At 71.6% G+C, this 26,621-nt stretch carries 26 protein-coding genes; 8 read left to right on the top strand and 18 right to left on the bottom strand.

Annotated features, from left to right (window positions below; translation table 11 throughout):
• Positions 1–29 precede the first annotated feature (29 nt).
• From ME121_RS11770 to ME121_RS11740, 6 genes are all read right to left on the bottom strand, one after another.
• On the bottom strand, positions 30–314 hold the full coding sequence (locus ME121_RS11770; protein ID WP_012319699.1) for an acylphosphatase: 285 nt from the start codon (positions 312–314) through the stop codon (positions 30–32).
• A gap of 56 nt (positions 315–370) precedes the next feature.
• Complete coding sequence (locus ME121_RS11765; protein WP_012319700.1) at positions 371–1,219, bottom strand: formate/nitrite transporter family protein; 849 nt, start codon at positions 1,217–1,219, stop codon at positions 371–373.
• A gap of 146 nt (positions 1,220–1,365) precedes the next feature.
• Positions 1,366–1,797 (bottom strand): gamma-glutamylcyclotransferase family protein, encoded by a 432-nt coding sequence (locus ME121_RS11760; protein WP_012319701.1) that lies wholly within the window; start codon positions 1,795–1,797, stop codon positions 1,366–1,368.
• 406 nt (positions 1,798–2,203) lie between these two features.
• Entirely contained in the window at positions 2,204–4,207 is a 2,004-nt protein-coding gene (locus ME121_RS11750; RefSeq protein WP_059408885.1) for an acetyl-CoA carboxylase biotin carboxylase subunit, read from the bottom strand.
• A gap of 100 nt (positions 4,208–4,307) precedes the next feature.
• A complete protein-coding gene (locus ME121_RS11745) occupies positions 4,308–4,748 on the bottom strand; it encodes a hypothetical protein (protein WP_012319704.1) in 441 nt (146 codons plus the stop codon).
• 162 nt (positions 4,749–4,910) lie between these two features.
• Complete coding sequence (locus ME121_RS11740) at positions 4,911–5,489, bottom strand: L,D-transpeptidase (RefSeq protein WP_024829733.1); 579 nt, start codon at positions 5,487–5,489, stop codon at positions 4,911–4,913.
• Between the two features lie 183 nt (positions 5,490–5,672).
• Here ME121_RS11740 and ME121_RS11735 point away from each other — a divergent pair, with 183 nt between their 5' ends.
• Positions 5,673–6,602 (top strand): histone deacetylase family protein, encoded by a 930-nt coding sequence (locus tag ME121_RS11735; protein WP_012319706.1) that lies wholly within the window; start codon positions 5,673–5,675, stop codon positions 6,600–6,602.
• 132 nt (positions 6,603–6,734) lie between these two features.
• Complete coding sequence (locus tag ME121_RS11730; RefSeq protein WP_024829731.1) at positions 6,735–7,352, top strand: LysE family translocator; 618 nt, start codon at positions 6,735–6,737, stop codon at positions 7,350–7,352.
• A gap of 20 nt (positions 7,353–7,372) precedes the next feature.
• Here the strand turns inward: ME121_RS11730 and ribB are convergent, their stop codons facing one another.
• The 4 genes from ribB to ME121_RS11710 all read right to left on the bottom strand — a co-directional run bounded on the left by ribB (position 7,373) and on the right by ME121_RS11710 (position 11,473).
• A complete protein-coding gene (gene ribB / locus ME121_RS11725; protein WP_012319708.1) occupies positions 7,373–8,449 on the bottom strand; it encodes a 3,4-dihydroxy-2-butanone-4-phosphate synthase in 1,077 nt (358 codons plus the stop codon).
• 32 nt (positions 8,450–8,481) lie between these two features.
• A complete protein-coding gene (aroC, locus tag ME121_RS11720) occupies positions 8,482–9,582 on the bottom strand; it encodes a chorismate synthase (RefSeq protein WP_029357410.1) in 1,101 nt (366 codons plus the stop codon).
• A 143-nt stretch (positions 9,583–9,725) separates the two neighbouring features.
• Complete coding sequence (locus tag ME121_RS11715; RefSeq protein ID WP_024829729.1) at positions 9,726–10,343, bottom strand: DUF3578 domain-containing protein; 618 nt, start codon at positions 10,341–10,343, stop codon at positions 9,726–9,728.
• The gene (locus tag ME121_RS11710) at positions 10,340–11,473 is read right to left on the bottom strand and encodes an anhydro-N-acetylmuramic acid kinase (protein WP_024829728.1); all 1,134 of its coding nucleotides are present in this window, start codon (positions 11,471–11,473) and stop codon (positions 10,340–10,342) included. The genes ME121_RS11715 and ME121_RS11710 overlap by 4 nt, the downstream gene beginning before the upstream one ends.
• Positions 11,474–11,596: 123 nt before the next feature.
• Between ME121_RS11710 and tyrS the strand changes: the two genes are divergently transcribed.
• Together tyrS and ME121_RS11700 are read left to right on the top strand one after the other, a co-directional pair.
• Positions 11,597–12,868, top strand: a complete 1,272-nt coding sequence (gene tyrS / locus ME121_RS11705) for a tyrosine--tRNA ligase (RefSeq protein WP_012319713.1) — start codon at positions 11,597–11,599, stop codon at positions 12,866–12,868.
• 40 nt (positions 12,869–12,908) lie between these two features.
• Positions 12,909–13,592: a response regulator gene (locus ME121_RS11700; RefSeq protein ID WP_012319714.1), complete on the top strand. Its 684-nt coding sequence runs from the start codon at positions 12,909–12,911 to the stop codon at positions 13,590–13,592.
• 19 nt (positions 13,593–13,611) lie between these two features.
• On the opposite strand, the gene tatC is transcribed toward ME121_RS11700, so the two are convergent.
• From tatC to argS, 6 genes are all read right to left on the bottom strand, one after another.
• The gene (gene tatC / locus ME121_RS11695) at positions 13,612–14,412 is read right to left on the bottom strand and encodes a twin-arginine translocase subunit TatC (RefSeq protein ID WP_012319715.1); all 801 of its coding nucleotides are present in this window, start codon (positions 14,410–14,412) and stop codon (positions 13,612–13,614) included.
• Positions 14,409–15,005, bottom strand: coding sequence for a Sec-independent protein translocase protein TatB (gene tatB / locus ME121_RS11690; RefSeq protein ID WP_059408884.1), 597 nt, complete (start codon positions 15,003–15,005; stop codon positions 14,409–14,411). Before tatB ends, tatC begins: the two co-directional genes overlap by 4 nt.
• 103 nt (positions 15,006–15,108) lie before the next feature.
• Entirely contained in the window at positions 15,109–15,381 is a 273-nt protein-coding gene (locus ME121_RS11685; protein ID WP_012319717.1) for a twin-arginine translocase TatA/TatE family subunit, read from the bottom strand.
• A gap of 157 nt (positions 15,382–15,538) precedes the next feature.
• The gene (nagZ, locus tag ME121_RS11680; RefSeq protein WP_059408893.1) at positions 15,539–16,543 is read right to left on the bottom strand and encodes a beta-N-acetylhexosaminidase; all 1,005 of its coding nucleotides are present in this window, start codon (positions 16,541–16,543) and stop codon (positions 15,539–15,541) included.
• A gap of 249 nt (positions 16,544–16,792) precedes the next feature.
• Positions 16,793–18,172: an SPOR domain-containing protein gene (locus ME121_RS11675; protein WP_059408883.1), complete on the bottom strand. Its 1,380-nt coding sequence runs from the start codon at positions 18,170–18,172 to the stop codon at positions 16,793–16,795.
• Positions 18,173–18,220: 48 nt separating this feature from the next.
• Positions 18,221–19,972, bottom strand: a complete 1,752-nt coding sequence (gene argS / locus ME121_RS11670; protein ID WP_059408882.1) for an arginine--tRNA ligase — start codon at positions 19,970–19,972, stop codon at positions 18,221–18,223.
• Positions 19,973–20,251: 279 nt separating this feature from the next.
• Here argS and ME121_RS11665 point away from each other — a divergent pair, with 279 nt between their 5' ends.
• Positions 20,252–20,689 carry a hypothetical protein gene (locus tag ME121_RS11665; protein ID WP_024829721.1) on the top strand — a complete coding sequence of 146 codons (438 nt, stop codon included), beginning with the start codon at positions 20,252–20,254 and terminating at the stop codon, positions 20,687–20,689.
• Positions 20,690–20,713: 24 nt separating this feature from the next.
• Here the strand turns inward: ME121_RS11665 and ME121_RS11660 are convergent, their stop codons facing one another.
• Positions 20,714–21,961 (bottom strand): deoxyguanosinetriphosphate triphosphohydrolase, encoded by a 1,248-nt coding sequence (locus tag ME121_RS11660; RefSeq protein WP_059408881.1) that lies wholly within the window; start codon positions 21,959–21,961, stop codon positions 20,714–20,716.
• Between the two features lie 153 nt (positions 21,962–22,114).
• Between ME121_RS11660 and ME121_RS11655 the strand changes: the two genes are divergently transcribed.
• The 3 genes from ME121_RS11655 to ME121_RS11645 all read left to right on the top strand — a co-directional run bounded on the left by ME121_RS11655 (position 22,115) and on the right by ME121_RS11645 (position 25,089).
• On the top strand, positions 22,115–22,441 hold the full coding sequence (locus ME121_RS11655) for a HesB/IscA family protein (RefSeq protein WP_012319723.1): 327 nt from the start codon (positions 22,115–22,117) through the stop codon (positions 22,439–22,441).
• Between the two features lie 145 nt (positions 22,442–22,586).
• A complete protein-coding gene (locus ME121_RS11650; protein ID WP_053622142.1) occupies positions 22,587–24,503 on the top strand; it encodes an aq_1923 C-terminal domain in 1,917 nt (638 codons plus the stop codon).
• Positions 24,504–24,573: 70 nt separating this feature from the next.
• The gene (locus tag ME121_RS11645; RefSeq protein ID WP_043073908.1) at positions 24,574–25,089 is read left to right on the top strand and encodes a DUF2165 family protein; all 516 of its coding nucleotides are present in this window, start codon (positions 24,574–24,576) and stop codon (positions 25,087–25,089) included.
• A gap of 88 nt (positions 25,090–25,177) precedes the next feature.
• Here ME121_RS11645 and ME121_RS11640 read toward each other — a convergent pair whose 3' ends face one another.
• On the bottom strand, positions 25,178–26,407 hold the full coding sequence (locus ME121_RS11640; protein WP_059408880.1) for an MFS transporter: 1,230 nt from the start codon (positions 26,405–26,407) through the stop codon (positions 25,178–25,180).
• Positions 26,408–26,621: the final 214 nt, after the last annotated feature.

Raw genomic sequence — 26,621 nt, 5'->3', positions numbered from 1 at the left:
GGGCGCGCGCTGAACCCGCGGCGTTGTTGTCAGTCGCGCAGGATCCGGAACGCGCCGCCGGTCGGCACGTCGCCGCCGTCCCGCGCGGTCACGTCGGCCACGCGCGCGCCCGGCGGACCCGACCGGCACAGGGCCTCCATCTCCGCCACGGCCTCCGGCGCGCCGCTGAAGACCGCCTCGACCGAGCCGTCGTCGCGGTTGCGCACGGTGCCGGCGAGGCCGCGGGCGCGGGCCTCGGACTGCGTCCAGGCCCGGTAGGACACGCCCTGGACGCGACCGGTGACGATGACGGAGATCGTCCGGGTCTCACTCATGCGGGCGCGGTCTCGTCTGACGGGGCCCGCGCCGGGCGGCGCGGGCCGGAGGGGCCTTACTCGGCCGCGATCGGGCGACGGACGCCGGCAGCCAGGGTCTGGCTCCGCGTCGCGCCGGTGCGGACATGGGTGGAGTAGAGCATCAGGCCGGTGAAGGCGATGCCGCCCACGATGTTACCGATCAGCGTCGGGATCTCGTTCCAGAGCAGGTAGTCCATGACCGTCAGGTGGCCGCCCATGAGGATCGCCGACGGGAACAGGAACATGTTCACCACCGAGTGCTCGAAGGTCATGAAGAAGAACACCGTGATCGGCATCCACATGGCGATGACCTTGCCGGGCACCGAGGTCGACAGCATGGCGCCGATGACGCCGGTCGAGACCATCCAGTTGCACAGCATGGCGCGGACGAAGAGCGTCAGCATGCCGGAGGCGCCGTACTTCTCGTAGCCGAGGGTCCTGGCCTCGCCGATGCCGGCGATGAGCTTGCCGACGGCGTTCGGCTCGGTGGCGAAGCCGAAGGTGAAGACGATCGACATCATCACCGCCGTGGTCAGGGCGCCCGCGAAGTTGCCGAAGAAGACCAGCACCCAGTTGCGGGCGACGCCGGCCACGGTGACGCCGGGGCGCTTGTCGATGAGGGCGAGCGGGGTGAGCACGCAGACGCCGGTGAACAGGTCGTAGCCGAGCAGGTACAGCATCGAGAAGCCGACCGGGAACAGCAGGGCCGCCACCAGCGGCTGGCCGGTCGTCTGATTGATGGTCACCGCGAAGGCAGCGGCGAGCGCCAGGATCGCGCCGGCCATGTAGGCCCGGATGAACGTGTCCTTGGTGGCCATGAAGACCTTTGCCTCACCGGCATCGACGGCCTTCTTCACGAAATCGGCGGGCGCCAGATACGACATGCACAACTCTCCCTCGCGGGCGCACGCCGATCGTCGTTGACCGACGGGCGCGCCGCGCAATCACGGATGGCTGGCCGGGCGCGGTGCTGCCGTTCGCCCCCCAGCTCGATCGTGGGCAAGCATGTCGCGTACCAACTGCGCGGCGCTCAGGCCGGCAGGCCGCGGGCCCAGGTGCCGAGCTCCCGCAGATAGGCCGGGGGCAGCTGCGCCGCGCGCCCCGCCGCGACGACCGCCTCCAGGTATCCGGGCCGCGGGCGGCCGGGCGCGGTCGAGCACCCGCGATAGATCAGGGCGCGCTTGACGCCCTCTCCCGTGCGGACCGGGAGCGCCGCCTTGGTGTAGAGGCCGCCGGCGACGCCCTCGTAGCGGTCGAGCGCCGGGACGTCGTCGACAGCCAGCTCCCACAGGACGCCCCAGACGGTGCGTCGGGGATCGGGCACCACGGAGGCGTAGCCCTCGCGCATGATGATGAAGCGGTGGCGCGGCAGATGTCCGCCGCCGATCAGCCGCGAAACCGGGCAGCGCAGCGCCATCGCGGCGGCATCCATGTTGGCGCCGTAGGCGAAATAGAGGGGCATGCAGCCGCGATTCGTTGGCCGAGCTTCCGGCTTATTGCACAGACCCGCGCGCGTCGCGCTGCGCGGACCACCCGTTGGCGCGCACGGCCGCAGCGGCGAGCGCCAGCGTGACGGCGCGACTCACGCATGTCACGACGATCTCGCCCGAATACATGGTCTGATGCTTCGAAGCACGCGACTCCCGGTCCGAGGCCGGGGCATCGCCGCGCAAGGCCAGATCGCCGCGAAGAAGGCGGTCGCCGGCCGCAGGGCAGGCGCATCCGCGATCCCGAAGCTCAGGGCGGTGATCGGCGTGACGAAGCCGATCACCGCGGACGCGACGGCGATGGTGCGCGGCGCCGGCGCCGACGCTCTCGTCTGCGCGTCGCGAACGCAGTCAGGGCCGGGAGCGCGACGCGCGCCGCGATCAGGCGAATTCCAGGATCACCGCGTCGACGGCGAGGCTGTCGCCCTCCTTGGCGTGGATCTTCCCCACCGTGGCGTCGCGCTCGGCGCGGAGCACGTTCTCCATCTTCATCGCCTCGACGACCGCGATCGGCTCGCCGTTCTTCACCTCCTGGCCCTCGGTGACGAGGATCTGCTTCACGAGACCGGGCATCGGGCAGAGCACCTGCTTGCCCGAGCCCGCCTGCTCCTTCACCGGCATCAGGGCGGCGAGTTCCGCTTCGCGCCGGGTGTAGACCCGGGCCTCGGCGGCCGCGCCGGCATGCTGCAGGAACACGCCGTTGAGGAGGCTGCGCACCTGGATCGCCACCCGCTCCGAGCCGATCGTGCCGATCCAGACCGGCTCGCCCGGGCGCCACGCACTCGCCACCGCGAGCGCCGCGCCGTCGTCGCGGGTGACGAGGATGTCCTCGCCCTCCGGCTCGACCGTCACCGGGAAGGCCTGGCCCGCCAGGATCACGACGCGCTCACGCTCGAAGGCGAAGAGGCCGGGCGCGCGCATCTGCCCGGAGATGCCGCGCTTGCGCTGGTTGAGCTTGTGGTCGATCGCCGCCGCGGCGGCCATCATGCGGACCGCCACCGGGCCGGCCGGCTCCGGCGCCGTGAAGCCCTCGGGGAATTCCTCGGCGATGAAGCCTGTGGACAGCCGGCCCTCCTGCCAGCGCGGATGGGCCATCAGCGCCGAGAGGAACGGGATGTTGTGGCGGATGCCGTCGATCGCGAAGGCGTCGAGGGCCTCGGCCTGGGCAGCCACCGCCTCCGCCCGGGTCGGCGCCCAGGTGACCAGCTTGGCGATCATCGGGTCGTAGTGGATGGCGATCTCGCCGCCCTCCTCCACGCCGGTATCGTTGCGCACGATCGCCGTGCCCTGCTGGCCCTCCTCCGGCGGACGGTAGGTGGTCAGCCGGCCGATCGAGGGCAGGAAGTTGCGGGTCGGGTCCTCGGCGTAGACGCGGCTCTCCACCGCCCAGCCGTTCAGCTTCACGTCGTCCTGAGTGATCGGAAGCTTCTCGCCGGCCGCGACCCGGATCATCAGCTCGACGAGGTCGAGGCCGGTGATCATCTCGGTGACCGGGTGCTCGACCTGCAGACGGGTGTTCATCTCCAGGAAGTAGAACGACTTGTCCTGCCCGGCGACGAACTCGACCGTCCCGGCCGAATCGTAGTTCACCGCCTTGGCGAGCGCGACCGCCTGCTCGCCCATCTTGCGGCGGGTCTTCTTGTCGAGGAGCGGCGACGGCGCCTCCTCGATCACCTTCTGGTTACGGCGCTGGATCGAGCACTCGCGCTCGCCGAGGTAGACGACGTTGCCGTGCTTGTCGCCGATCAGCTGGATCTCGATGTGGCGCGGGTCGGTGATGAACTTCTCGATGAAGACCCGGTCGTCGCCGAAGGAGGAGGCCGCCTCCGACTTCGCGCGGGCGAAGCCCTCCGCCACTTCCTCGCCCGAGTAGGCGATGCGCATGCCCTTGCCGCCGCCGCCAGCGGACGCCTTGATCATCACCGGGTAGCCGATCTCGTCGGCGATCTTCCTGGCGTGCTCGGGTGATTCGATCACGCCGAGGAATCCCGGAACGGTCGAGACCTCGGCGGCGGCCGCCGCCTTCTTCGACTCGATCTTGTCGCCCATGGCGGCGATGGCCCCCGGGTTGGGGCCGATGAACACGATGCCGGCGGCCTCGAGCGCCTTCGGGAAGGCTTCGCGCTCGGAGAGGAAGCCGTAGCCGGGATGCACGGCCTGGGCGCCGGTCTTCTTGCAGGCCTCGACGATCTTCTCGATCACGAGGTACGATTCGGACGCGGCAGCGGGCCCGATATGCACGGCCTCGTCGGCCATGGCGACGTGCACGGCGTCGCGATCGGCATCCGAGTAGACCGCTACGGTCTTGATGCCCATCCTCCGGGCCGTCTTGATCACCCGGCAGGCGATCTCGCCCCGGTTGGCAATCAGGATCTTGTCGAACATCGCTGGCGCACTGCTTTCGAGATCGCCGGATTGCGCACCGGCTTGACTGTCCCGATAGATCAGTTGCGCCGCGGACGGAAGCTGCGCCTTGGTCTGAGGCTCAGGCGGCCAGGGCGAAGGTCATGCGGGGGGCCTGGGCCGTGTCGCGGACGCGACGGTTGGCCTCCAGGGCGAAGGCGACCAGCGATTCGGCGCTGCTCTCGGCCTCGCGGACCACTTCCATGGCGATCCGGGCACCCACGGCGCTCGGGCCGTCGCGGCCGCTGAGGGAGGCGGCGAGCCACGCGGCGACGTCGCGGTCGATGTAGCCGGTCGGGCGCGAGCCCCACACCGCGAAGTCGACGACCGAGGCGACCAGGAAGTCGGCGAAGGCGTCGGAGCCGATCACCGCCCGCTCGAGGGCGATCAGCAGGTCGGCGTCCTCGCGGCTCATCAGGCCGTCCGGGAGAACTTCGCGCTTCAGGACGAGCAGGTCCTCGTCGCTGATCGTGCCGGCCGAGACAGCATGGTTGCAGAACTGTTGAACGGAAATGGTGGTCATGATCGCCTGCCTCCCCGACCTTTGTTGTGGTCGGCTCTAGTCCCTGTGTGTCTTCAACTTACGGGACCGCCCCCCTTCCAGAGGTTAATGGCGACATCTGAACGGAAGTTCAGGTAAACACCCCCCGAGCAAGCAGGCTTATTGGGACGTTGACCGGTTGCGTTACCGGACGATGACCGTGGCCCCGACGGGGACCCGGTTGTAGAGGTCGACCACGTCGATGTTGCGCATCCGGATGCAGCCGGAGGAGACCGCCTGACCGATCTTCTCCGGCTCGTTGGTGCCGTGGATCCGGTAGAGCGTGTCGCGGCCGCGATCCGACAGGTACAGGGCCCGGGCGCCGAGCGGATTCATCGGGCCGCCCTGCATGGCGTGGACGTGCGGCCAGCGCTTGATCATCTCGGCCGGCGGATTCCAGGCCGGCCATTCCGCCTTGCGGTCGATCCGGGCGGTGCCGGTCCAGCCATAGGCCTCGTCGCCCACCGAGACGCCGTAGCGCATCGCCCGGCCGTTCGGCAGGACGAGGTAGAGCTGGCGCTCCTTGGTCTCGACCACGATCGTGCCGGGCGCCTCCCGGGTCGGGTCGGCGATCTCGTAGCGCGCGAAGTGCGGATCGAACTCGGCCTCCGGGACGAGGGCCATGTACTCGGCGTCGCGGGCCGAGAGGGCGGGATCGGGCACGCCCTTGAAGGTGCAGCCTGCCAGGAGCAGGGCGCAGCCGAGTACCGAGATGATGCGCATGTCCCGCCTCGAGGATCGTCGCGGCCGCGGACGGAGGATCGGCGATCCGGATCCGTCCCGTTGACGAATCGCGCAACCATAAGGGGGCAACGGCACCCCGCCGTAGTCCGCGCGTTGGGCCCGTGGCACATTGCCGGCTCCTGTTGCCGGTGCGCGACAGGCGAGCATCCGGGAGCGACCCTCGTGACCACTCTCTACGTGAGCCATCCCGCCAGCTTCGATCACGAGGTTCCCGAGGGGCATCCGGAGCGGCCGGCCCGGATGCGCGCCGTGGAGCGGGCCCTGGAGGACGAGCGCTTCGCCGGTCTCGTGCGGGCCACGGCGCCCCGCGGCGAGATCGAGGCCGTCACCCTCGCGCATCCGCGCGCGTACGTGGACGCCCTGGTGGCAGCGGTGCCCGAGCACGGCATGGTCGGAATCGATTCCGACACGATCCTGTCGGCGGGCAGCCTGGAGGCGACGCTCCGCGCGGTGGGCGGAGGGATGCACGCGGTCGACGCGGTCGTCGGCGGCGAGTGCCGCAACGCCTTCGTGGCCATGCGCCCGCCCGGCCACCACGCCGAGCGGACCCGCGCGATGGGCTTCTGCCTGTTCAACCACGCCGCCATCGCGGCCCGCCACGCCCGGCAGAAGCACGGCGCCGAGCGGGTGGCCCTGGTGGATTGGGACGTCCACCACGGCAACGGCAGTCAGGACATCTTCTGGAACGACGCCTCGGTGCTCTACTGCTCGACCCACCAGATGCCGCTCTATCCCGGGACCGGGTCGCCCTCCGAGCGCGGCGAGAAGGACACGATCGTCAACGTGCCGCTGCGGCCGAACGACGACGGCGAGGTCTTCCGGGAGGCCTTCGAGACCGGAATCCTGTCGCGTCTGGAAGCCTTCCGGCCCGACGTCATCGTGATCTCCGCCGGCTTCGACGCGCACAAGCTGGATCCTCTGGCCAACCTGCGCCTCGAGGCCGAGGATTTCGGCTGGGCGACCCGCCGCCTGATGGACCTCGCGGAGCGCTGCGCGGGCGGCCGGATCGTCTCGATCCTCGAGGGCGGCTACAGCCTCGAAGGGCTCGGCAAGTCGGTGGCGGCCCATGTCGACGCCCTGATGGGGCGCTGACGCGGCCGTTGCGGCCGTCCGCCGGCAAGCCATAATCGGCGGCTCGGGGGAGATCGCAGCCATGCCGCCACGGAACCGAACGATGCCGCCGGTGCATCGGCGCGCCCCCGGCACTCGCGCGGGTTCGGGGCGATGACGCCGGCAGGGTTCCTGACCTACGCGCTCGCCCTCGGCGTCGCGGCCGCGATCCCCGGGCCCGGAATCGTCGCCCTGGTCGCCCGGGCCCTGGGCGCGGGCTTCGGCGCCGCAATGGCTTTCGCTGCCGGCCTGATCCTGGGCGACCTGACGTACCTGGCCGCCGCCATCTTCGGCCTGTCGCTCGTCGCCGAGGCGTTCGGCGCGGTCTTCGTCGTCGTTCGCTACGGTGCGGCGCTCTACCTGGCCTACTTAGCGTGCCGCCTCTGGCGCGCGGCCGGAGCGGGGGCCCGGGTCGAGGCAGCGGCCCGCGACCGGCCGCTGGCCAGCTTCGTCGCCGGGCTGACCGTCACCCTGGGCAACCCGAAGACGATCGTCTTCTACCTCGCGATCCTGCCCACGCTCGTCGACCTGCGCGGCGTGACGGCGGCGGATTTCGCGACCCTCGTCATCGTCACGGCCGCGATCCTGCTCGCCGTGACGACGCCCTACGCGGCGCTCGCGGCGCGGGCGCGCGAGTCGCTGCGACGGCCGGCTTTCCGCGCGCGGCTGAACCGCGGTGCCGCCGCCATCATGGCCGGCGCCGCGGTCTGGACCGTCCTGCGCCGCGCTTGACCGGGCGTCCCGGTCCTGCCTCAGCCTTCGAGAGGCTCGTCGCCCAGGAGCTCGATGCCGAAGCCCGAGAGGCCGACATAGGAGCGCGACGAGGTCGCGAGGTTGCGGATGGAGACAACACCCAGATCGCGCAGAATCTGGGCGCCGAGCCCGATCTCGCGCCATTGCCGCGCCCGCAGCGCCTCCGTCCCCTCCTCGGTGACGTTCTTGACCGGCACGCCCGCGGTTCCGTCCCGGAGATAGACCAGCACGCCGCGGCCGGCGGCCGCGAAGCGCTTCAGCACGGCGTCGATCTGCTTGCCGCCGCCGATCACGTCGGCGGCGACGTTGGAGCGGTGCAGGCGCACCAGCACGTCCCGACCGTCGCCGATCTCGCCCATCACGAAGGCGAATTGCTGGATCGACTCGAAGGGCGTCGAGAACACGTAGGCGTTCACGTCGCCGTGGTTCGATCGGACCGTGAAGTGGCCGACCCGCTCCACCAGCCGGTCGCGCGCCTGTCGGTAGGCGATGAGGTCGGCCACCGAGACCTGCTTGAGGCCGTGCTTCTCGGCGAAGGCCTCGATCTGCGGCCCCTTCATCACCGTACCGTCGTCGTTGGCGAGTTCGCAGATCACGCCGACGGGCGGCAGCTCGGCGAGGCGGCACAGGTCGACCGCCGCTTCCGTGTGGCCCGAGCGCATGAGCACGCCGCCGTCGCGGGCGATGAGCGGGAAGACGTGGCCTGGCCGCACGAAGTCGCCCGCGCCCATGTTGCCGTTGGCGAGCGCCCGCACCGTGTTGCAGCGCTGCTCCGCCGAGATCCCCGTCGTCAGGCCGTGCTTGACGTCGACCGTGACGGTGAAGGCCGTGCCCAGGGGGGCGTCGTTCGACGCCACCATGGGCGCGAGGTGGAGCCGCCGCGCCTCGCTCTGCGTGAGCGGCGCGCAGACGATGCCGCAGGTGTTGCGGATGATGAACGCCATCTTCTCCGGCGTGCAGAGCGAGGCTGCGACGACGAGGTCGCCCTCGTTCTCGCGGTCGTCGTCGTCGGTGACGACCACGATCTCGCCGCGGGCGAAGGCCGCGATGGCCTCTGTGACGGAGCAGTGGGGCACGGGCATTCTCGAATCGTTGGGACGGACCCGGATCAGGGCTGGGATCCGACCTGTCCGCGATGGCGCAGATAGTGATCGGCCAGCACGCAGGCCATCATGGCCTCCGCGACCGGCACGGCGCGGATGCCGACACAGGGATCGTGCCGGCCCTTGGTGACGAGATCCACCTCGGCGCCGTCGCGCGTGACCGAGCGGCGCGGCGTCAGGATCGAGGAGGTCGGCTTGACGGCGAAGCGCACCACGACCGGCTCGCCGTTGGAGATGCCGCCCAGGATGCCGCCCGCGTGGTTCGCCAGGAAGCGCGGCCGGCCGCCGTTCCCGGCGCGCATCTCATCCGCGTTGTCCTCGCCGCGCAGGGTTGCCGCGGCGAAGCCGTCGCCGATCTCCACGCCCTTCACGGCGTTGATCGACATCATCGCGGCGGCGAGGTCCGCGTCCAGCTTGCCGTAGACCGGCGCGCCGAGGCCGGGCGGCACGCCCTCGGCCACGACCTCGATGACGGCGCCGACCGACGAGCCGTCCTTCCGGAGCCCGTCGAGATAGGTCTCGTAGAAGGAAGCCGTCTCGGCATCGGGGCAGAAGAACGGGTTGTTGCCGACCGCGTCCCAGTCCCAGCGGGATCGGTCGATGGCGTGCGGGCCCATCTGCACCAGGGCCGCCCGGATGGTCACGCCCGGAATGACCTTGCGCGCCACGGCGCCGGCCGCGACCCGCGCGGCGGTCTCCCGCGCCGAGGACCGGCCGCCGCCGCGATAGTCACGGATGCCGTACTTCACGTCGTAGGTGTAGTCGGCGTGGCCGGGACGGTAGCTGTCGCGGATCTCCGAGTAGTCCTTCGAGCGCTGATCCGTGTTCTCGATCATCAGCGCGATCGGCGTGCCGGTGGTGAGCTGGCGGCCGCCGGTGCGGTCGTCCGCGAACACGCCGGACAGGATCTTCACCTGATCGGGTTCGCGGCGCTGGGTCGTGAAGCGCGACTGGCCGGGCTTCCGGCGATCCAGCTCGGCCTGGATCTCCTCGGCCTCCAGGGGCAGGCCCGGGGGGCAGCCGTCGACGACGCAGCCGAGCGCGACTCCGTGGCTCTCGCCGAAGGTCGTGACGCGGAACAGATGGCCGAAGGTGTTGTGCGACATGGCGCGGCTGCCTTAGCGCGGGAGCGCCGGGGGCACAAACGCGGTCCGTGCAGGGCGGCCGGGCAGACGCGCGAAGGCTGCCGCGCTGAAGCTGCTGTGCTGAGGCTGCCGCGCTCGGCGACGGGCCGGAGCGGCCTGAGGCCTCATGATGCCCTCGGCGGACCGGGCAGATCGAGCCCGCCCCGCGCCTTCAGCGCCCGGTACGCCGCGACCGCCGCGGCGAGATCCCGGCGCAGCCGGCGCTCGTCGCCGAGATCGGCCAGGTCGTAGGTCAGGCCGAGGATGTGGGCGGCCTCGTAGCCCTCCGGCAATTCGCCCGCGCTGCCGAGTGTGATCGTCGCGTTCGGCAGCGCGCCGGCGAAGTCCGAGAGCCGCGCCCGCAGCGCCGCGCCGCTGGTGCGGAGATGGGTGCCGGCCGCCGCCGGGCCGTGGCTCCGGATCGCCGCCACCGTTCCCTGCGCCAGCGAGAGGTGCACCGCCTCGCGATGCGCGGGGAACAGGTAGACGAGGTAGTAGCCCCGCGTCGCGCTGGTGGTGACGGCGGGATCGAACACGGCGATCCAGGGGACCGCCGCCCACTTGCTCCCGCGCCCCGGGCTGCCCTTCACGAGGAACGGCCCGTCGATCGGCGCCAGCGCCGCGCGCAGCTCGTCCGGCGCGCCCTTGCGGATGACGGTGGCCAACGGGTGGCCGGCCGGCGGATCGAGCCGGGCGAGCGGGTACTCCTCGACGATCCGCCGCAGCGCGTAGCCGAGGCTCACGGCCGCGCCAGCACCCCGCCGGTGATGGCCTCGCGCACCCCGGTGGTCGACGGGAAGGTGATCGGCAGGCCGCGGAGCGAGCGCACCGCCAGGTACGCGAAGGCCTGCGCCTCGAGGTAGGCGGAGGACCAGCCGATCGCGTCCGCGGTCGTGATCTCGGCGCGCAGGTGGTAGTTCAGGAGGCGCACCAGCTCGCCGTTGCGGGCGCCGCCGCCGGCCACGATCCAGCGGGTCGGGACCTCGGGGGCATGGTCGAGGGCGCGGGCCACGGCCCGTGCCGTGAAGGCCGTCAGCGTCGCGGCGCCGTCCTCGGTGGAGAGCTGGCCGGCGAGCTTGTGGGAGAACCAGTTCCGGTCCAGCGACTTCGGCGGCTTGCGGAAGAAGAACGGGTGGGTGAGGAGCCAGGCCAGCAGCTGCTCGTCGGGCCGTCCGCGGGCGGCGGTGCGGCCGCCGTCGTCGAGGTTCTTGCCCTCGCGCTCCTGCATCCACTCGTCGATCAGCGCGTTGCCCGGTCCGGTGTCGAAGGCGATGACGCCGCCCTTCGAGTCGATCAGCGTCGCGTTGGCCACGCCGCCGATGTTGAGGATGCCGAAGGGCCCGTCGAAGCCCGACGCCTCGGCCAGCGCCTTGTGGAACACCGGGACCAGCGGCGCCCCCTGCCCGCCCGCCTCGATATCGGCCCGGCGCAGGTCCGCTACGACCGGGATGCCGAGCCGGGTCGCCAGTGCCTGGCCGTCGCCGATCTGGATCGAGATTCGCTGGTCCGGACGGTGGATCACGGTCTGCCCGTGGAAGCCGATCACGTCGATCTCGGAGGCGGTCAGGCCGTGCTCCTCCAGGAAGCGCTCCACGGCCTCGGCGTGGGCGAGGGTGACGAAGGCCTCGGCTTCCGGCAGTCGCCCGGGCCGGTCGCCGGGATGGAGCACGGACTCGGCGTCCTTGGTGGCGGCGCGCAGCAGCGTCTTCTCGTCGTCGGCGTAGCCGCGGTAGCCGGTGGGCCCCAGCGGCTCGAGGAAGTTGTTGTGGCCCTTGACCACGTGGACCCGCTCGCCGTCGGTCTCGATCAGCGCGATGTCCACGCCGTCCAGCGAGGTGCCGCTCATCAGTCCGATCGCGCGCATCATCGCCATGCCGTCCTGCCCCGTGCCTTTCGGCCAACGCCCTGCTAAGAGCGCGCCGTATCCTGAACCCAGCGCGAGCTAGCATGCGGGGCCTCGGCCTGTCGCGCCAGCGCGCGACCCGAGATCGCATCCATGACCGCCGAGAGCTTCGCGCCGAAATCCGACTTCCTGCGGATCCTGACCGAGCGCGGCTATATTCACCAGACCTCGGACCTCGCCGGCATCGACGCGGCGGCCCTCGAGGGCCGGCTCACGACCTATGTCGGCTACGACTGCACGGCGCCCTCGCTCCATGTCGGGCACCTTCTGTCGATCATGATGCTGCACTGGCTGCAGGCCACCGGAGGCAAGCCGATCGCCCTGATGGGCGGCGGCACCACCCGGGTCGGCGACCCGTCCGGCCGCGACGAGACACGGAAGATCCTGACCGTCGAGCAGATCGACGCCAACAAGGCCGAGATCCGTAAGACCTTCGACCGGTTCCTGCGCTTCGGAGAAGGCGCGAACGACGCCGTGATGGTCGACAACGCCGAGTGGCTGACGAAGCTCAACTACATCGAGATGCTGCGCGACGTCGGCCGCCATTTCTCGGTGAACCGCATGCTGTCGATGGACAGCGTGCGCCTCCGCCTGGAGCGCGACCAGGAACTGTCGTTCCTCGAGTTCAACTACATGATCCTCCAGTCCTACGACTTCGTGGAGCTGAACCGCCGCTACGGCTGCGTCATGCAGATGGGCGGGTCGGACCAGTGGGGCAACATCGTCAACGGCATCGATCTCGGCCGCCGCATGGGCACGCCGCAGCTCTACGCCCTGACCTGCCCGCTCCTGACCACGTCGTCGGGTGCCAAGATGGGCAAGACCGCGGCCGGCGCCGTCTGGCTCAACCCGGAGATGCTGAAGCCCTACGATTACTGGCAGTTCTGGCGGAACACCGAGGACGCGGACGTGGCCCGCTTCCTCAAGCTCTTCACCCTGCTGCCCATGGCGGAGATCGCGCGTCTCGCCGCCCTCGCCGGCTCCGAGATCAACGCGGCCAAGACGGTGCTCGCCACCGAGGCCACCGCGCTGATGCACGGCCGCGAGGCCGCGGAGGCCGCAGCCGAGACCGCCCGCAAGACCTTCGTCGAGGGCACGCTCGCCGCCGACCTCCCGAGCGTGACCGTGCCGTCCGCGACCCTGGAGGCCGGGCTCGGGGTGCTGACGGCCTTCGGGCCGGAGGTCGCCAAGCTCGTGCCCTCCACCAGCGAGGCGCGGCGGCAGATCAAGGGCGGCGGGCTGCGGGTCAACGACGTGCCGGTCACGGACGAGAAGGCAGTCCTCGGCCGCGGCGACGTGACCGCGGACGGCGTGATCAAGCTCTCCTTCGGCAAGAAGCGGCACGTGCTGCTTCGGCCGGAATGACCCGTCCGGCCGCCCGGATCCGCCACGAGGGGCGGCCCAAGTGAGTGCCGCCCGCATCCTGGTGATCGACGACGAGCCGCCGATCCGCCGGCTGCTCCGAACCGGCCTCGGGACGCAGGATTACGCGGTCGTCGAGGCCGCGGACGGGGCCGCGGCCCTCGCCGCCCTGGAGGCCGGCGGGGTGGATCTCGCGATCCTCGACCTCGGCCTGCCCGACATGGCCGGCCACGCCCTCCTGGCGGCGATCCGCGAGCGCTGGCCCGACCTGCCGGTCGTGATCCTGTCGAGCCGCGACGACGAGCGCGGCAAGGTCGAGGCCCTCGATCTCGGTGCAGACGACTACGTCACCAAGCCGTTCGGCATGAACGAGCTGCTGGCGCGCATCCGCACGGCCCTGCGCCACCGCCTCGCCATGCAGGGCGAGCGGCCTGTCTTCCGGGTCGACGACCTCTCGGTCGATCTCGTCCGACGCGTCGTCCGGGTGGGCGAGCGGGACGTCAAGCTGTCGCCGCGAGAGTACGAGTTCCTGCGCGTGCTCGTGCAGCATGCCGGCAAGGTGCTCACCCACGCGCAGCTCATGCGCCACGCGCCGGCCTCGTCGGATCCGCAATACCTGCGCGTCTACATCCGGCAGCTGCGCCAGAAGCTCGAGCCGGACCCGGAGCGCCCGCGCTACCTGCTCACCGAGACCGGCGTGGGCTACCGCCTGCGCGCGCCGGACTGAGTCCGGCGCGCCGGCCGCCTCACGGCTCGAGGCCTTCCGCCGCGCGCCGCGCCGCCCGCAGCTTCTCGACCCGCGCCACCGAGAACACCGAGGCCTCGTAGAGGAGCAGCATCGGGATCGCGAGGGAGAGCTGCGAGATCACGTCCGGCGGCGTCAGGATCGCGGCGGCGACGAAGACCAGCACGATCGCGTAGCGGCGCTTCTCGCGCAGGAAGGCAGCGTCGATGATCCCGATCTGTCCGAGCAGCGTCAGGATGACCGGCAGCTGGAACGCGATGCCGAACGCGAAGATCAGCGTCATGATCAGCGACAGGTACTCGTCGACCTTCGGGAGCAGCTTGATCGTCGGCTCGCCGGCCACGCCAACCTGCTGGAGCGACACCGAGAACTTGATCAGCAGCGGCATCGCCAGGAAGAACACCACCAGCGCGCCGAGGACGAAGAAGATCGGCGTGGCGACCAGGTAGGGGAGGAACGCCTTGCGCTCGTTGCGGTAGAGGCCCGGCGCCACGAAGGCGTAGATCTGCGTGGCGATCACGGGAAAAGCCAGGAAGGCCGCGCCGAAGACGCTGAGCTTGATGTTGGTGAACACCTGCTCGAGGAAGTGCGTGGCGATCAGCTCGGCGTTCTGCGCGCCCACGATCGACACGTAGGGGTAGACCAGCACGTTGTAGATATCGCGCGAGAAGAAGAAGCACGCGAAGAACATCAGCACGAACGCGATCAGTGACTTGATCAGCCGCGCGCGCAATTCGATCAGGTGCTCGAGCAGGGGCGCCCGCGACGCCTCGATCTCGGCCTCGTCCGCCTCGCTGATCATCGGGCCGTCGTGCCGTTCTTGGACTCTTCGGAGGCGGGGTGCGCGGCGGGCGGTTCGGGCGGAGGCCCGAACGGATCGTCCACCGATCCGGGTACGGGCAGGGGCGCCTCCGCGGCTTCGGTCGCCGGTTGCCGGGTCGCCCCAGCGGCGGACGTGTCCGGATGCGTCCCGGCGGCGTGAGGCGCCGCGGCTTCCTGCTCGGCCTTCAGCTGCGCCGTGGCATCGGCCAGGGACCGGGTCTCGACGGAAGGGGTCTCAAGGCCGGGCTTCTCCGGACCCATCTTCTCCGGACCCATCTTGGCCCGGCCCTCGACGGCGCCCCTCAGCTCGTCGCGGATCGTCTGCACCGGATTGAAGGTCGAGCCCGCCGTGCGGACGGTGTTGCGGATCCCGTCGACCTCGCGGCGGACGTCGTCGAGTTCCGCCTCGCGGATCGCCTCGTTGAACTGCATCTGAAACTCGCCGGCCATGCGGCGCAGCTTCGACGTGATCTGCCCGACGGTGCGCAGCGCCTTCGGCAGATCCTTCGGCCCGATGACGATGAGGGCGACGCCGCCGATCAGCATCACCTCGCCCCAGCTCATGTCCAGCATGTCGTCGACGGTCCTGCTGCCCCGAGATCCGGCACGGCGGCCAGACCCCGTCAGGCTCTACACGAGCGCGCGCGCTCTGACAGTCCTACAGTCCAGCTCGCCGTCAGACCGGCTTGCGCTCGCCGCCGGGGAGATGGCTCGCCGGGATCGCGGTTCCGGGGCTCGTCTCGGTAGCGTGCGGGATGGTGCGGACCGGCTCGGCCGGGGGCGGCGCGGCCTGGACCGCCGGCGGCGTCTCGTCCTCGGCCATGCCCTTCTTGAAGGCTTTGATGCCCTTCGCGACGTCGCCCATCAGGTCGGACACCTTGCCGCGTCCGAACAGCAGCATCACGATGACCGCGACGATGACCCAGTGCCAGATACTCATGCTGCCCATGGCAACCTCCTGCGGGCGCCCCGAAGAAGCGGGAGCGTGACGCCACGTCCGGTTGAGGATTTCGGGGCGAACCTAGGGATCGCGCCGCCCGAACACAAGCAGAGGCGATGCCACGGCCGGTGGAAGGCCGCGGTGGAAGGCCGCAAGGTGTCTCAGGTCAGGCGGCCGCGAGGGCCGCGGCGAAGCGGTCCCGGGCCTCCGCGACGTCCAGCCCGTCGCCAGCGGGGTCGAGCCGCGCCAGCGCGGCGGCGGCGCGGCGCGCGGCTGCGCCGGTGAGTTCGGGCGCCGCCTCGGCCACGGCCCGCATCTCGTCCATCCCGCCGTTGCAGTGGAGCCCGACATCGATCCCCGCCGCGAAGGCGCGCTCCGTCCGGTCGCGGAACGTGCCGGTCAGCGCGTGCATGGACAGGTCGTCGGTCATCAGCAGGCCGTCGAAGCCGATGGCGCCGCGGATGATGTCGCGGATGACGGTCGCCGACTGGGTGGCCGGCCGGTCGGGGTCGATGGCGGTGAAGACGACGTGCGCGCTCATCGCCATCGGCAGGTCGGCGAGCGCCCGGAAGGTCCGGAAATCCTGATCCGCGAGATCCGCGCGGGGCGCGTCGACCACCGGGAGGCCGTGGTGGCTGTCGCAGGTGGCGCGCCCGTGCCCGGGAATGTGCTTCATCACCGGCAGGACGCCGCCGGCCATCAGGCCCTCGGCCACGGCGCGCCCGATCTCGGCCACCCGCTCCGGGCTCGTCCCGTAGGCGCGGTCACCGATGATGTCGTGCGAGCCCGGCGCCGGCACGTCGAGGACGGGGGCGCAGTCGACGTTGATCCCGACTTCGGCGAGGTCGTGCGCCATGAGGCGCGCCCCGAGGCGGGCGACCGTGGCGGCGCTGCCGTTCAGGCGGCCGTAGCGGCCGCCGGCCGGGTAGGCCGGCCAGTGGGGCGGCCCCATGCGCTGGACCCGGCCGCCTTCCTGGTCGATCAAAACCGGCGCCTGCTCGGAGCCGACGCAGTCCCGGAGCGCACCGGTGAGGGCGCGGACCTCGTCGGGCGTCCCGATGTTGCGCTTGAACAGGATGAAGCCCCAGGGCTTCACGTCCCGGAAGAAGGCCCTCTCCTCCGCCAAGAGCGACTTACCGGAGCAGCCGAGGATCAGGGCGCGGGAGGTCATCAGGAACGGCTCGGACACTGCTCGGTGGCGGCGCGACGACGGCGCGTGGACGGCGGAGACCGCCGGGCGGTTCGTATCGATGGCGACAGAGTCGGGCGGGAACGGGGAGTGGGCAAGACCAAACCGCGGCCCGGGGGCGCCGGCCGGGGCGATCGCACCGCCCGTGTTGCCGTGCGGACTCGGTCGATCGTGCGGCGCGGATCACCGCGGACGGGCGCAATGTCCCGTCCGCGGCGCGACGTCAGGGGTTCAGTTCTTGGCCACGAAGCACTGGCCGCCCTCGCCCTGCAGGGCGCTGCACAGGCTCGCGGCCTGGGCCTTCTCCAGCGGTCCGACGCGGACGCGGTAGATCGTCTTGCCGTTGACCTCGGCCTGCCGGATCAGCTCGGGCTTGCCAGCGAGCTGCGAGTACTTGGCCTGCATCTGTCGGAACGCGGCCTTCGCCTCGGCGGCGGAGCTGCGTACCCCGAGCTGCACCGAGAAGCCGCTCACCGGGCCGGATTTCACGGCGTCGTCGTCGGTCGTGGTGCTGGCGGTGGTGTCGGGCGCGGCCGCGCCGGGCGGGGCGACGGCGGCGATGCGCTGGGCGGCCTTCGGCGGCGGCTTCACGGCCACCGGCTTGGGCGCCGGCTGCTCGACCGCGGCCTCCGGCTGCGCGTCGACGGGCGTCGCGGTGGCCGCCGGCATGGCGGCGGCGGTCTGGCGGACGGGCTTGGACTTCGCGGGCGGCGGGGCCGCCGGCTCGTCGCTCGGCAGGACCATGGTGGGGATCGGGGCCGGCCCGGCATCGGCGGCCTGCTGCTCCCGCGGCGGCGGCGCGGGCGGCGCCTCGGGCTTGACCGCGACGGTGCGCACGCGGCGCGGTTCACCGAACGCCTCGAACGGGCCGTTGCCCGGCGTCGTGCCGCCCTGGGCGCCGGTCGGCTGCGACGGGCCCTGGGCCGCCCGCGCGGCCTCGGCCACGTCGAGGGGCTGCTCCTCGCGGTTCACGATCTTGATCTGGCCGTCCTTCTTGCCCTTCGGGTCGTAGATCTGCCGGTTCTGATCCGGGATCTCGACGCCGTCGGCCACCTTCGGGGCGACCTTGAGGGGTGTGGAATCGGCCTGGACCACCGGCACGCCGCCGTGGCCCGAGTTGCTCAGGCCCTTGTAGGTGAGCGCCCCGGTGACGGCGATCGCCACCACGGCCACGCCGGCGCCCACGGAGACGAGGCGCCGCCGCGGATTGGCGCGACGGAGCGCGCGGCTGTCCGCGTAGGTCTCGTCGTCGCCTGTGGCGGTCGGGCCGCTCTCCGCGGCGTAGCCGGAGCCCTCGCGGTGCGTGTCCTGTTCCACGGAGGCGAGATACTGGTCGAACGCGTCGGCCGGCGTCGCCTTGGCGGCCTCCGGGGCGAAGCTCGGCTCGACCCGGGCATTCCAGCCCGCCTGCTGCGGCGCGGCGGGCGCCACGGCGCGCATCTCGTCGCGGGCGGCGAGCAGCGCGCGGAACGGATCGTCCTGGCCGACGATGCGGGCGAGTTCCGCCAGCGGGTCGGCCTTGCCGGACGCCTGCGGCGTCTGGCCCTTATCCTGACGCAGATCGCGCGCGAGGGCGTCCAAATCGACCTGAGCGCGCGAAGCGTTCGTCATGGCAGCATCCTCACATCAACGCCGAAGACCGGCCCGATGCACTCGGGCCTATCGCATCTCGTCCGGCGCGGTCACACCGAGAATCGCAAGGCCGGCCGCCAGCGTGCTCCGCAGAGCTTCGACGAGCGCCAGCCGGGCCCACGTCGACTTTCGGTCGGTTGCATTAACAAACCGTAATTGCGGCAAGTCTTTGCCCTTGTTCCAGAAACTATGCAGCGCGGAGGCCAGTTCATAGAGGTGGAAGGCGATCCTGTGCGGCTCGTGCGCCAGCGCCGCGGATTCGAGGACCCGCGGGTACTGCGCGATGAGGCGCATCATCTCGATCTCGCCCGGGTCGCTCAGCACGGCGAGGTCCGCCTCGCGGGCCAGCGCGGCGACTGAGAGGTCGGCGTCCGGGAACGCCTCGCGGGCCTGCCGCTGCACCGAGCGGACGCGGGCATGGGCGTACTGGACGTAGAAGACCGGGTTGTCCTTCGACTGCTCCACCACCTTGGCGAGGTCGAAATCCAGGGTCGCGTCGTTCTTCCGGTAGAGCATCATGAACCGGATCGCGTCGCGGCCGACCTCGTCGATCACGTCGCGCAGGGTCACGAACTCGCCGGCCCGCTTCGACATCTTGACCGGCTCGCCTGCGCGCAACAGCCGCACCAGCTGGCAGAGCTTGACGTCGAGCGTGGCCTTGCCGTCGCTGACCGCCTTCACGGCGGCCTGCATGCGCTTCACGTAGCCGCCGTGATCGGCGCCGAGGACGTCGATCAGCTCGGTCGCGCCGGCGAGGTACTTGGCGCGGTGGTAGGCGATGTCGGAGGCGAAATACGTGTACGAGCCGTCCGACTTCAGCAGCGGCCGGTCGCTGTCGTCGCCGAATTCCTTGGTGCGAAACAGCGTCTGCTCGCGGTCCTCCCAGTCCTCCGGCAGCTGCCCCTTGGGCGGCGGAAGGCGACCCTCGTAGACGAGGCCCTTGGCGCGCAGCTCCGCGAGCAGGGCCTTCACGGCCCCGCTCTCCTGAAGCGTGCGCTCGGAGAAGAAGACGTCGTGGCGGATGCCGATCGCCGCCAGGTCGGCCCGGATCATGTCCATCATCATGCCGAGCGCGGTCTCGCGCACCGTGGGCAGCCACTCCGCCTCGGGCTTGTCGAGGAGCGCGCGGCCGTGCGTCTCGGCCAGCCGGGCGCCCACGGGCTTCAGGTAGTCGCCCGGATAGAGGCCCTCCGCGATGGCGAAGGGCTCGCCGAGGGCCTCGCGGTAGCGCTGGAACGCCGAGCGGGCCAGCACATCGACCTGAACGCCGGCATCGTTGATGTAGTATTCGCGCGTCACCTGCCGGCCGGCCGCGACGAGCAGGTTGCACAGGGCGTCGCCGAACACCGCGCCCCGGCCGTGGCCGACATGCATCGGCCCCGTCGGGTTCGCCGACACGTACTCGACGTTGATCGGGCCGCCGGGCAGCCGCGCGCGGCCGAACGCCTCTGGGGCCTCCAGGGCGTCGCGCACGACCGCGTGGAAGATCGCGGGGTCGAGCCGGAGATTGATGAAGCCCGGCCCGGCGACACTCGCCTCGACGATCCGCGGATCCGCGCGGAGCTCGGCCGCCAGGGACTCGCCCAGCGCCTTCGGGTTGGCCCGTGCCTCCTTGGCAAGGACCAGGGCGGCGTTCGTGGCGAGGTCGCCGTGCGAGGCGTCGCGGGGCGGCTCGACCACCACGCGGCCCAGGTCGAGGCCCTCGGGCAGGTGGCCGGCGCGGGTCAGCGCCTCCACGGCCTCGCGCACGCGCGCCTCGAACAGGGCGAAGATGTTCATGGGTCTCGATCTCGCTCGCGCGGGGGTCTCGTCGCCCGGCCCGTCCGGCCGGCGCCCGCCCCGGCGGTCTAGCAAGGGGGCGGGAGGGTGTCACGGCGCCGGGCCGCGCGCCGGCCCCGCGGAGTCCGCGTTCGCGGCATCGCTCCGGTAACCACGTGGGCGCCGACGCGGCGTTATCCCGCGCGACGAATACGGATCGCGCAGTGTCCGTCTTGTCTCGACCGAGACGAAGCGGTGTCATCGCCGCCGATCGTGAGTGTGCCGATCGCGGAGTTACTGATGAAGACCTTGACGATTGCGGGGACGGCGCTCTGCGCCCTCATCCTGGCCGCGCCGAGTGCCGAGGCGGGCGGCTTCCGCGGCGGCGGATTCCACGGTGGCGGCTTCCACGGCGGCGCTTACCGCGGCGGTTTCCGGGGCGGCTACGGCTACCGCGGCGGCTACGCGGCCCGCGGCTTCTACGGGCGCGGCTACGGGTACGGCTACCGTCGCGGCTACGGCGGGGCCCTCGGCTACGGACTGGCCGGCGCGGGGATCGGCCTCGGGCTCGGACTCGCCGCCGGGAGCGTCTACGGCGGCTACGGCTACGGTGGTTACGGGTACGGCTACCCGGCCGCCTACGGCGGGTACGGCTACGGGTACGGCTACCCCGCCGCCTACGGTGGCTACGGCTACGGCGGGTGCTACGGCAGCTTCACCTGCGGCTGCGGCTGCTGATCCGAACCGCCCCGCGCCGGGCCCTCAGGGCTCGGCGAGGGGCAGCCCCCGGCTGGGCAGCTCCCAGTGCAGGTCCGGCGTCGTCGCGTAGAGCTTGCGATGCGCCAGGACCGCGTAGGTGTCGGTCATGCCGGCGATGTAGTCGGCGACCCGGCGGGCGACCCGCGCCTCGGTGGTGTCTTCGAGGCCGGCGCTCCACTCCTCCGGCATCCGGGAGGGCGCCGCGGTGAACGCGGCGAACAGGTCGTTGACGATGGCGTCGGCCTTCTTCCGCACCGCCACCACGCCCGGATGCCGGTACATCCGCTCCCACAGGAAGCGCATGATGTCGGCGTCGGCCGCCGCGATCTCCGGCGAGAACACGATGACCGGCTGGTCCGCGTTCCGGATGTCCTCGACGCGGCCCGGGTCCAGGGCGGCGATGCGGCGGCCGCCCTCGCGGATGACGTCCTCGACGAAGCGGGTGATCACCCGCCGGGCGAGTTCGTGGATCATCCGCGACGGCTCCAGGCCCGGATGCAGCCGGTCGATCTCGTCGAGCAGTCCGGCCAGGAAGGGGACCGCCCGCAGCTCCGGGATCTCGAACAGCCCGGCGCGCAACCCGTCGTCGAGGTCGTGGGCGGCGTAGGCGATGTCGTCGGCCAGGGAGGCGGCCTGGGCCTCGGGGCCGGCCTGGCTCCACAGGTCGAGGGGGTTCAGCGCGTCGTACTCGAGGATCGCCGCCGGGATGCCGCGGGCGGCGTAGCGGGGCGTCGGCCGGCCGTCCGCGGTGAGCAGCGGGCCGTTGTGCTTGACGAGGCCCTCCAGCGTCTCCCAGGCGAGGTTCAGCCCGTCGAACCCGGCGTAGCGCCGCTCCAGCCGCGTCACGATCCGCAGCGCCTGGGCGTTGTGATCGAAGCCGCCGTGGCGCGCCATGCAGGCGTCGAGGGCGTCCTCGCCGGTGTGACCGAAGCAGGTGTGGCCGAGGTCGTGACTGAGGGCCAGCGCCTCCGCGAGATCCTCGTCGAGGCCGAGCGCGCGCGCGAGCGCCCGGCCGATCTGGCTCACCTCCAGGGTGTGGGTCAGACGGGTGCGGTAATGGTCGCCCTCGTGATGGACGAAGACCTGCGTCTTGTGCTTCAGCCGCCGGAACGCCGTTGAGTGGATGATCCGGTCGCGGTCGCGCTGGAAATCGCTGCGGGTCGGCGACCCGGCTTCCGGGATCAGGCGTCCCCGGGTCCGGGCCGGGTCGGTGGCGTAGGGCGCGCGCCAGCGCTCACCGTTCGGTCGCACGGCATCCGCTCTCGAACTCACGCACCCTGCTCATGACGGCTCCCCGCCCGGCGCGTTGCGGCGCGGGCTTGCGGCTCATATCTTGTGGGTCAGGGCGCACTCGGCAACGGGCCGGGCGCGCCGTCCACCGAACGAATGCGTGGCCAGAGACCGATGGCTGAGATCACCCTGACCGCCCGCGCGGCCAAGCGCATCAACGAGATCATGGTGTCGGAGCCGGCCGGTTCGTCGCTGCGGATCAGTGTCAACGGCGGCGGCTGCTCGGGCTTCTCCTACGCCTTCGACATCACCCGTGCCCGCGAGGCGCAGGACGTAGCGATCGAGCGCGACGGCGCCACCGTGATCGTCGATCCGGTCTCGCTCGAGTACATGAGCGGCTCGACCATCGACTTCGTGAACGACCTCATCGGGCAGTCCTTCAAGATCGAGAACCCGCTCGCCACCGCTTCCTGCGGCTGCGGCACCTCCTTCTCGTTGTAGCACGCGGCGCGGCGCCGCCGCGCCGTTGCGTCCGTACGACACCGGTCCCGGCTCGATCGCCCGGGCCGGCGCGCGCGATTGCCTCGCCCGGCAAAACGCGGCACGGCTAGGGCATTCCCGCGAGAGCCCTGGTCCGGACGCTGCCATGAACCACCCGAAGGCCCGTCTCCGCCTCCGGTCGGCCCGGGCGACGGCCGCCATGCTGGCCCTCCTCGGCCTCGCGCCGGCGCCGCTCGCCGCGCAGGAGGGCGCTGCCGCCGTCCAGGACGTGACCGTTAACGACGTGGTGATCCCGCTCGGCGGCACGCTGCTGAAGGCGCCGAAGCTGACGGCGAGCGGCACGCGCCTCTCCAAGGAGGATCTCGCGGCGATCCTGCGGCCCGATTCCAACGTGCCCTGGGAGCAGCGGCTCGCCCGTCTCGACGCCGGCAGCCTGACAGTCCCGGTCCTGACCTCCGAGAACGCGGGTCCCGGCGACAACCGGCAGACCGTCACCTACCGCGACGTGGTCGCCCGCGACATCCGGGCCGGCCGCGTCGGCGAGCTGACGGCGGCCGGCGCGACCGTCAGTTCCGTCGCGGGCCCGAACCGCGGGTCTGGAACCTACGGTCAGGTGCGCGCCACGGACCTGGATCTCGCGGCGCTCAGCCGGCTCTACACGGTGCCCGGCGACGGCAAGGGACCGGTCCAGCGCGTCTACGGCGCCGTCCAGGTCTCGGACGTCACCTACTCCGACGCGCGCGGCACCACCGTGAAGATCGCCCGCCTCGACGGCCGGGACCTCGGCGGCCGGCAGGTGCCGGACGGCTGGGGCGGCGCCTTCGCCATCGTGGCCAACGGCTTCGACGGATCCAGCGACCGGCGCCCGCTGGCCGCCGCCGCCGCCGATCTCATCGACGCCACCTCGGTCGGCACCCTCGAGATGCAGGGCCTGAGCGTCAGCGACACCGACCCGAAGGGGCCGGTGCTGTTCGAGATCGGCCGGGCCGCCTACACGTCGGCGGGCCCGGAGGGCGGCACCATCTTGGACAACCTGTCGATGACCCGCGGCGCGCTGCGGATCCATGTCGGCCGCGTCGCCGCCCTGGGGACGTCCCTGGCGCCGACCGTCGCGACCCTCCAGGGCATCGCCGCCGAGCCGACGGGCGGGGCCGGGTTCTCCGACGTCGAGATGCGCCGGCTGACGCCGAAGCTCGGCACGCTCACCCTCACGGACCTGTCGATCGATCTGCCGCCCGAGGCTGAGCCCGAGCGGGCGCCGCCCCGCGACGTCCGGCCCCCGGCCCGCGGCGCCCTGCCCGAGCCGGGCCGGTCGGTGCGGACGCCCGAGCCGAGGCCGGCCGATAAGACCGGGGACCCCCTCGCGGTCACGGTGTCGCCGCGGCCGGCTCCCCGCATCGCCCTGCGCGAGGCGGCCTTGGCCTTCGGCCCCCTGACCGAGGGCGTGCCCAGCGCGACCCGCATCAGCCTCTCCGGCCTGAGCCTGCCCGCGGACCTGCTCGCGGGTGCGCCGCTCGTCGGCCTGCTGCCGGCCTACGGCTACCGGGACCTCGACCTCAACCTCGTGGCCGACGCGAGCCTCGACGAGAAGGCCCGCGACCTCGCCCTGCGCGAGGTCACGATCTCCGGGCGCGACATCGGCACGGTTCGCCTCTCCGGCACGCTGGGAGGCATCGGGCCCGAGCTGTTCTCCGGCACCCTGCCGGCGGCGACGATGGTGATGTTCTCGGGGAGCGCCAAGACCCTCGACCTGACGGTGGAGAATGCCGGCCTGTTCGAGCGCTTCCTCGCCGCGCAGTCGAAGGATCTCAGCCTCAAGCCGGACGAGCTGCGCAAGGAATACGTCACTGCCAGCCTGCTCGGCGTGCCGATCATCCTCGGCAACAGCGCGGCGGCCAAGGGGATCGGCGCCGCCATGGGCCAGTTCGTGATGAAGCCCGGCAAGCTCGTGGTGCACGCCAAGTCGAAGGAGCCTGCGGGGATCGGCTTCATCGACCTCGGCGCGGCGCGCTCGCCGGCCGCCGTCCTCGACCGGCTCGAGGTCGAGGCGAAGGCGAACTGAGAGACGCCGGGACCGGACGGCCCCTGATCCCTGGCCGGTCCCGACGCCCGCGTGTCAGGAGGGCCAGTTCATGCTCGCCATCCGCCTCTCGAAGGCCGCCCTCGTCGGCGCCCTGGCGCTGACCTGCACCCTAGTCGTGTACGGCAACGTCGTGGAGCCCGCGGTGAACCTCGCCTTCGTGCAGCACGTGCTGTCGATGGATACGATCCTGCCGGATTCGGGGATCGCCGACCGCTCCATCACGGATCCCGTTCTGCAGCGCGGCGCCTTCACGCTGATCGTCGTCGCGGAGGCGCTGACGGCGCTCCTGCTCTGGATCGGCGTGGCGCTGATGCTCGCGCGGCTGCAGGCCCCGCGCGGCGCGTTCGCCCGGGCCAAGACCTGGGCGATCGCGGGCCTCAGCCTCGGCTTCCTGGTCTGGCAGGGCGGATTCCTGGGCATCGGCGGCGAGTGGTTCGGCATGTGGATGTCGAAGGTCTGGAACGGCCAGGAATCCGCCTTCCGCTTCGCCATGACGGTGCTCGGCGTGCTGATCTACGTCGCCCTGCCCGAGGCCGGGGATCCGGACGGAATCCGCGGGGGCTGAGACCGCGCGACCGACTCCGCGACCGACTCCGCGACCGTCGGGGCACGCGTCCGCGGGGTCCGTTCGGGGCCCGGCCGCCGCGCCGCGCTCATGCTCCGCCGGGCCGCGGCGCGCCGCGGCCCATCGTGCGTGCGAGCGCCGTCGCGGCCAGCGCCAGGGGCGCGAACGAGACCCAGAGAACCGTGTCCCAGCCGTAGCTCGTCAGAAGGCCGCCGGACGAGAATGAGCCCAGGGCCACCATCCCGAACACGATGAAGTCGTTGATCGACTGCACCCGCGTCCGCTCCTCCGGGCGATGGCAGTCCAGCACCATCGCGGAGGCGCCGACGAAGCCGAAGTTCCAGCCGACGCCGAGGAGGACGAGGGACAGCCAGAAATGGCCGACATCCGCGCCGGCGAGCCCGACGAGCGCGGCCGCGCCCGTCAAGGCGAGGCCGGTCGCCACCACGCGGGACGCGCCGAAGCGCGTGATCAGCCGCCCGGTGAAGAAGCTCGGACCGTACATGGCGATAACGTGCCATTGCAGGCCGAGATTGGCATCCTCCTGCGTGTGACCGCACAGGCGCATGGCCAGCGGGGCGGCCGTCATCACGAAATTCATCAGCAGGTAGGACACGGCCCCGCAGATCACCGCGATCACGAAGCGCGGCTGCGCCAGGATGACGGCCAGCGGTCGCCCGCCTGAGACGGTCTCTGCGGCCGGTCGCGGCAGGCGAACGCCCGCCAGGACGAGGGCGGCCGCACCGGCGACGGCCGCCTGGGCCAGGAAGGTGGCCGCGAACAGGTGGGGGGGCGACAGGTTCATGGTGTGGGTGACGAGCTGCGGCCCGATCACGCCGCCGAAGACGCCGCCCGCCATGACCGCCGACAGCGCCCGCGGCCGCCGTTCGGCCGGAACGCAGTCCGCCGCGGCGAAGCGGAACGAGAAGACCACGGCGGCGTAGGCGCCGCCGAGGAACATCGCCGCGCAGAACAGCCAGAAGTCGGCCGCGACGATCGCCCAGGCCGAGAGCAGGCCGACGAGCACACCGCAGCCGGTGCCGACCATGAAGACGGTGCGGCGCCCGTAGCGCCTGGCGATGCTGCCGGTCGGCAGGGCGCAGGCGGCCATCCCGACGACGAAGATCGAGATCGGCAGCGTGGCGAGGACCTTGCTGGGCGCGAGCATGTTGCCGACGACCGCGCCCGTCGCGAACACGACCGTCGAGTTCGCCCCGGCGAGGGCCTGCGCGACGGCCAGTCGGACCACGTTGCCGGTCCCCGACCGTTCGGCGGCGACGGGTTCGAGGGCGATGGCCGTAGGGGACGTGCGGGACATCGGGAGGCTCGGGTCTCGGTGGGTCGCCACGGTCGGGCGGGGCGGCGACCCGCGATGCCCGGGGTGGCCCGCGGACGGATCGGGTCCGACGGGCGCATCGGTATAGCGGTCGTCCGCCCGTGCGTAGCTCGACGCGGTGACAAACCGTGTCTCTCGGTCGTCGGCTTCGGCTCGAGCGTTCGGGCCGATCGGCCCGGCGGCGCTCGTTCGCCGC

Source organism: Methylobacterium sp. ME121 (genome assembly GCF_000974725.1).
GTDB classification, from domain to species: Bacteria; Pseudomonadota; Alphaproteobacteria; order Rhizobiales; family Beijerinckiaceae; genus Methylobacterium; species Methylobacterium radiotolerans.
This window is presented reverse-complemented; position numbering and strand designations above follow the sequence as displayed.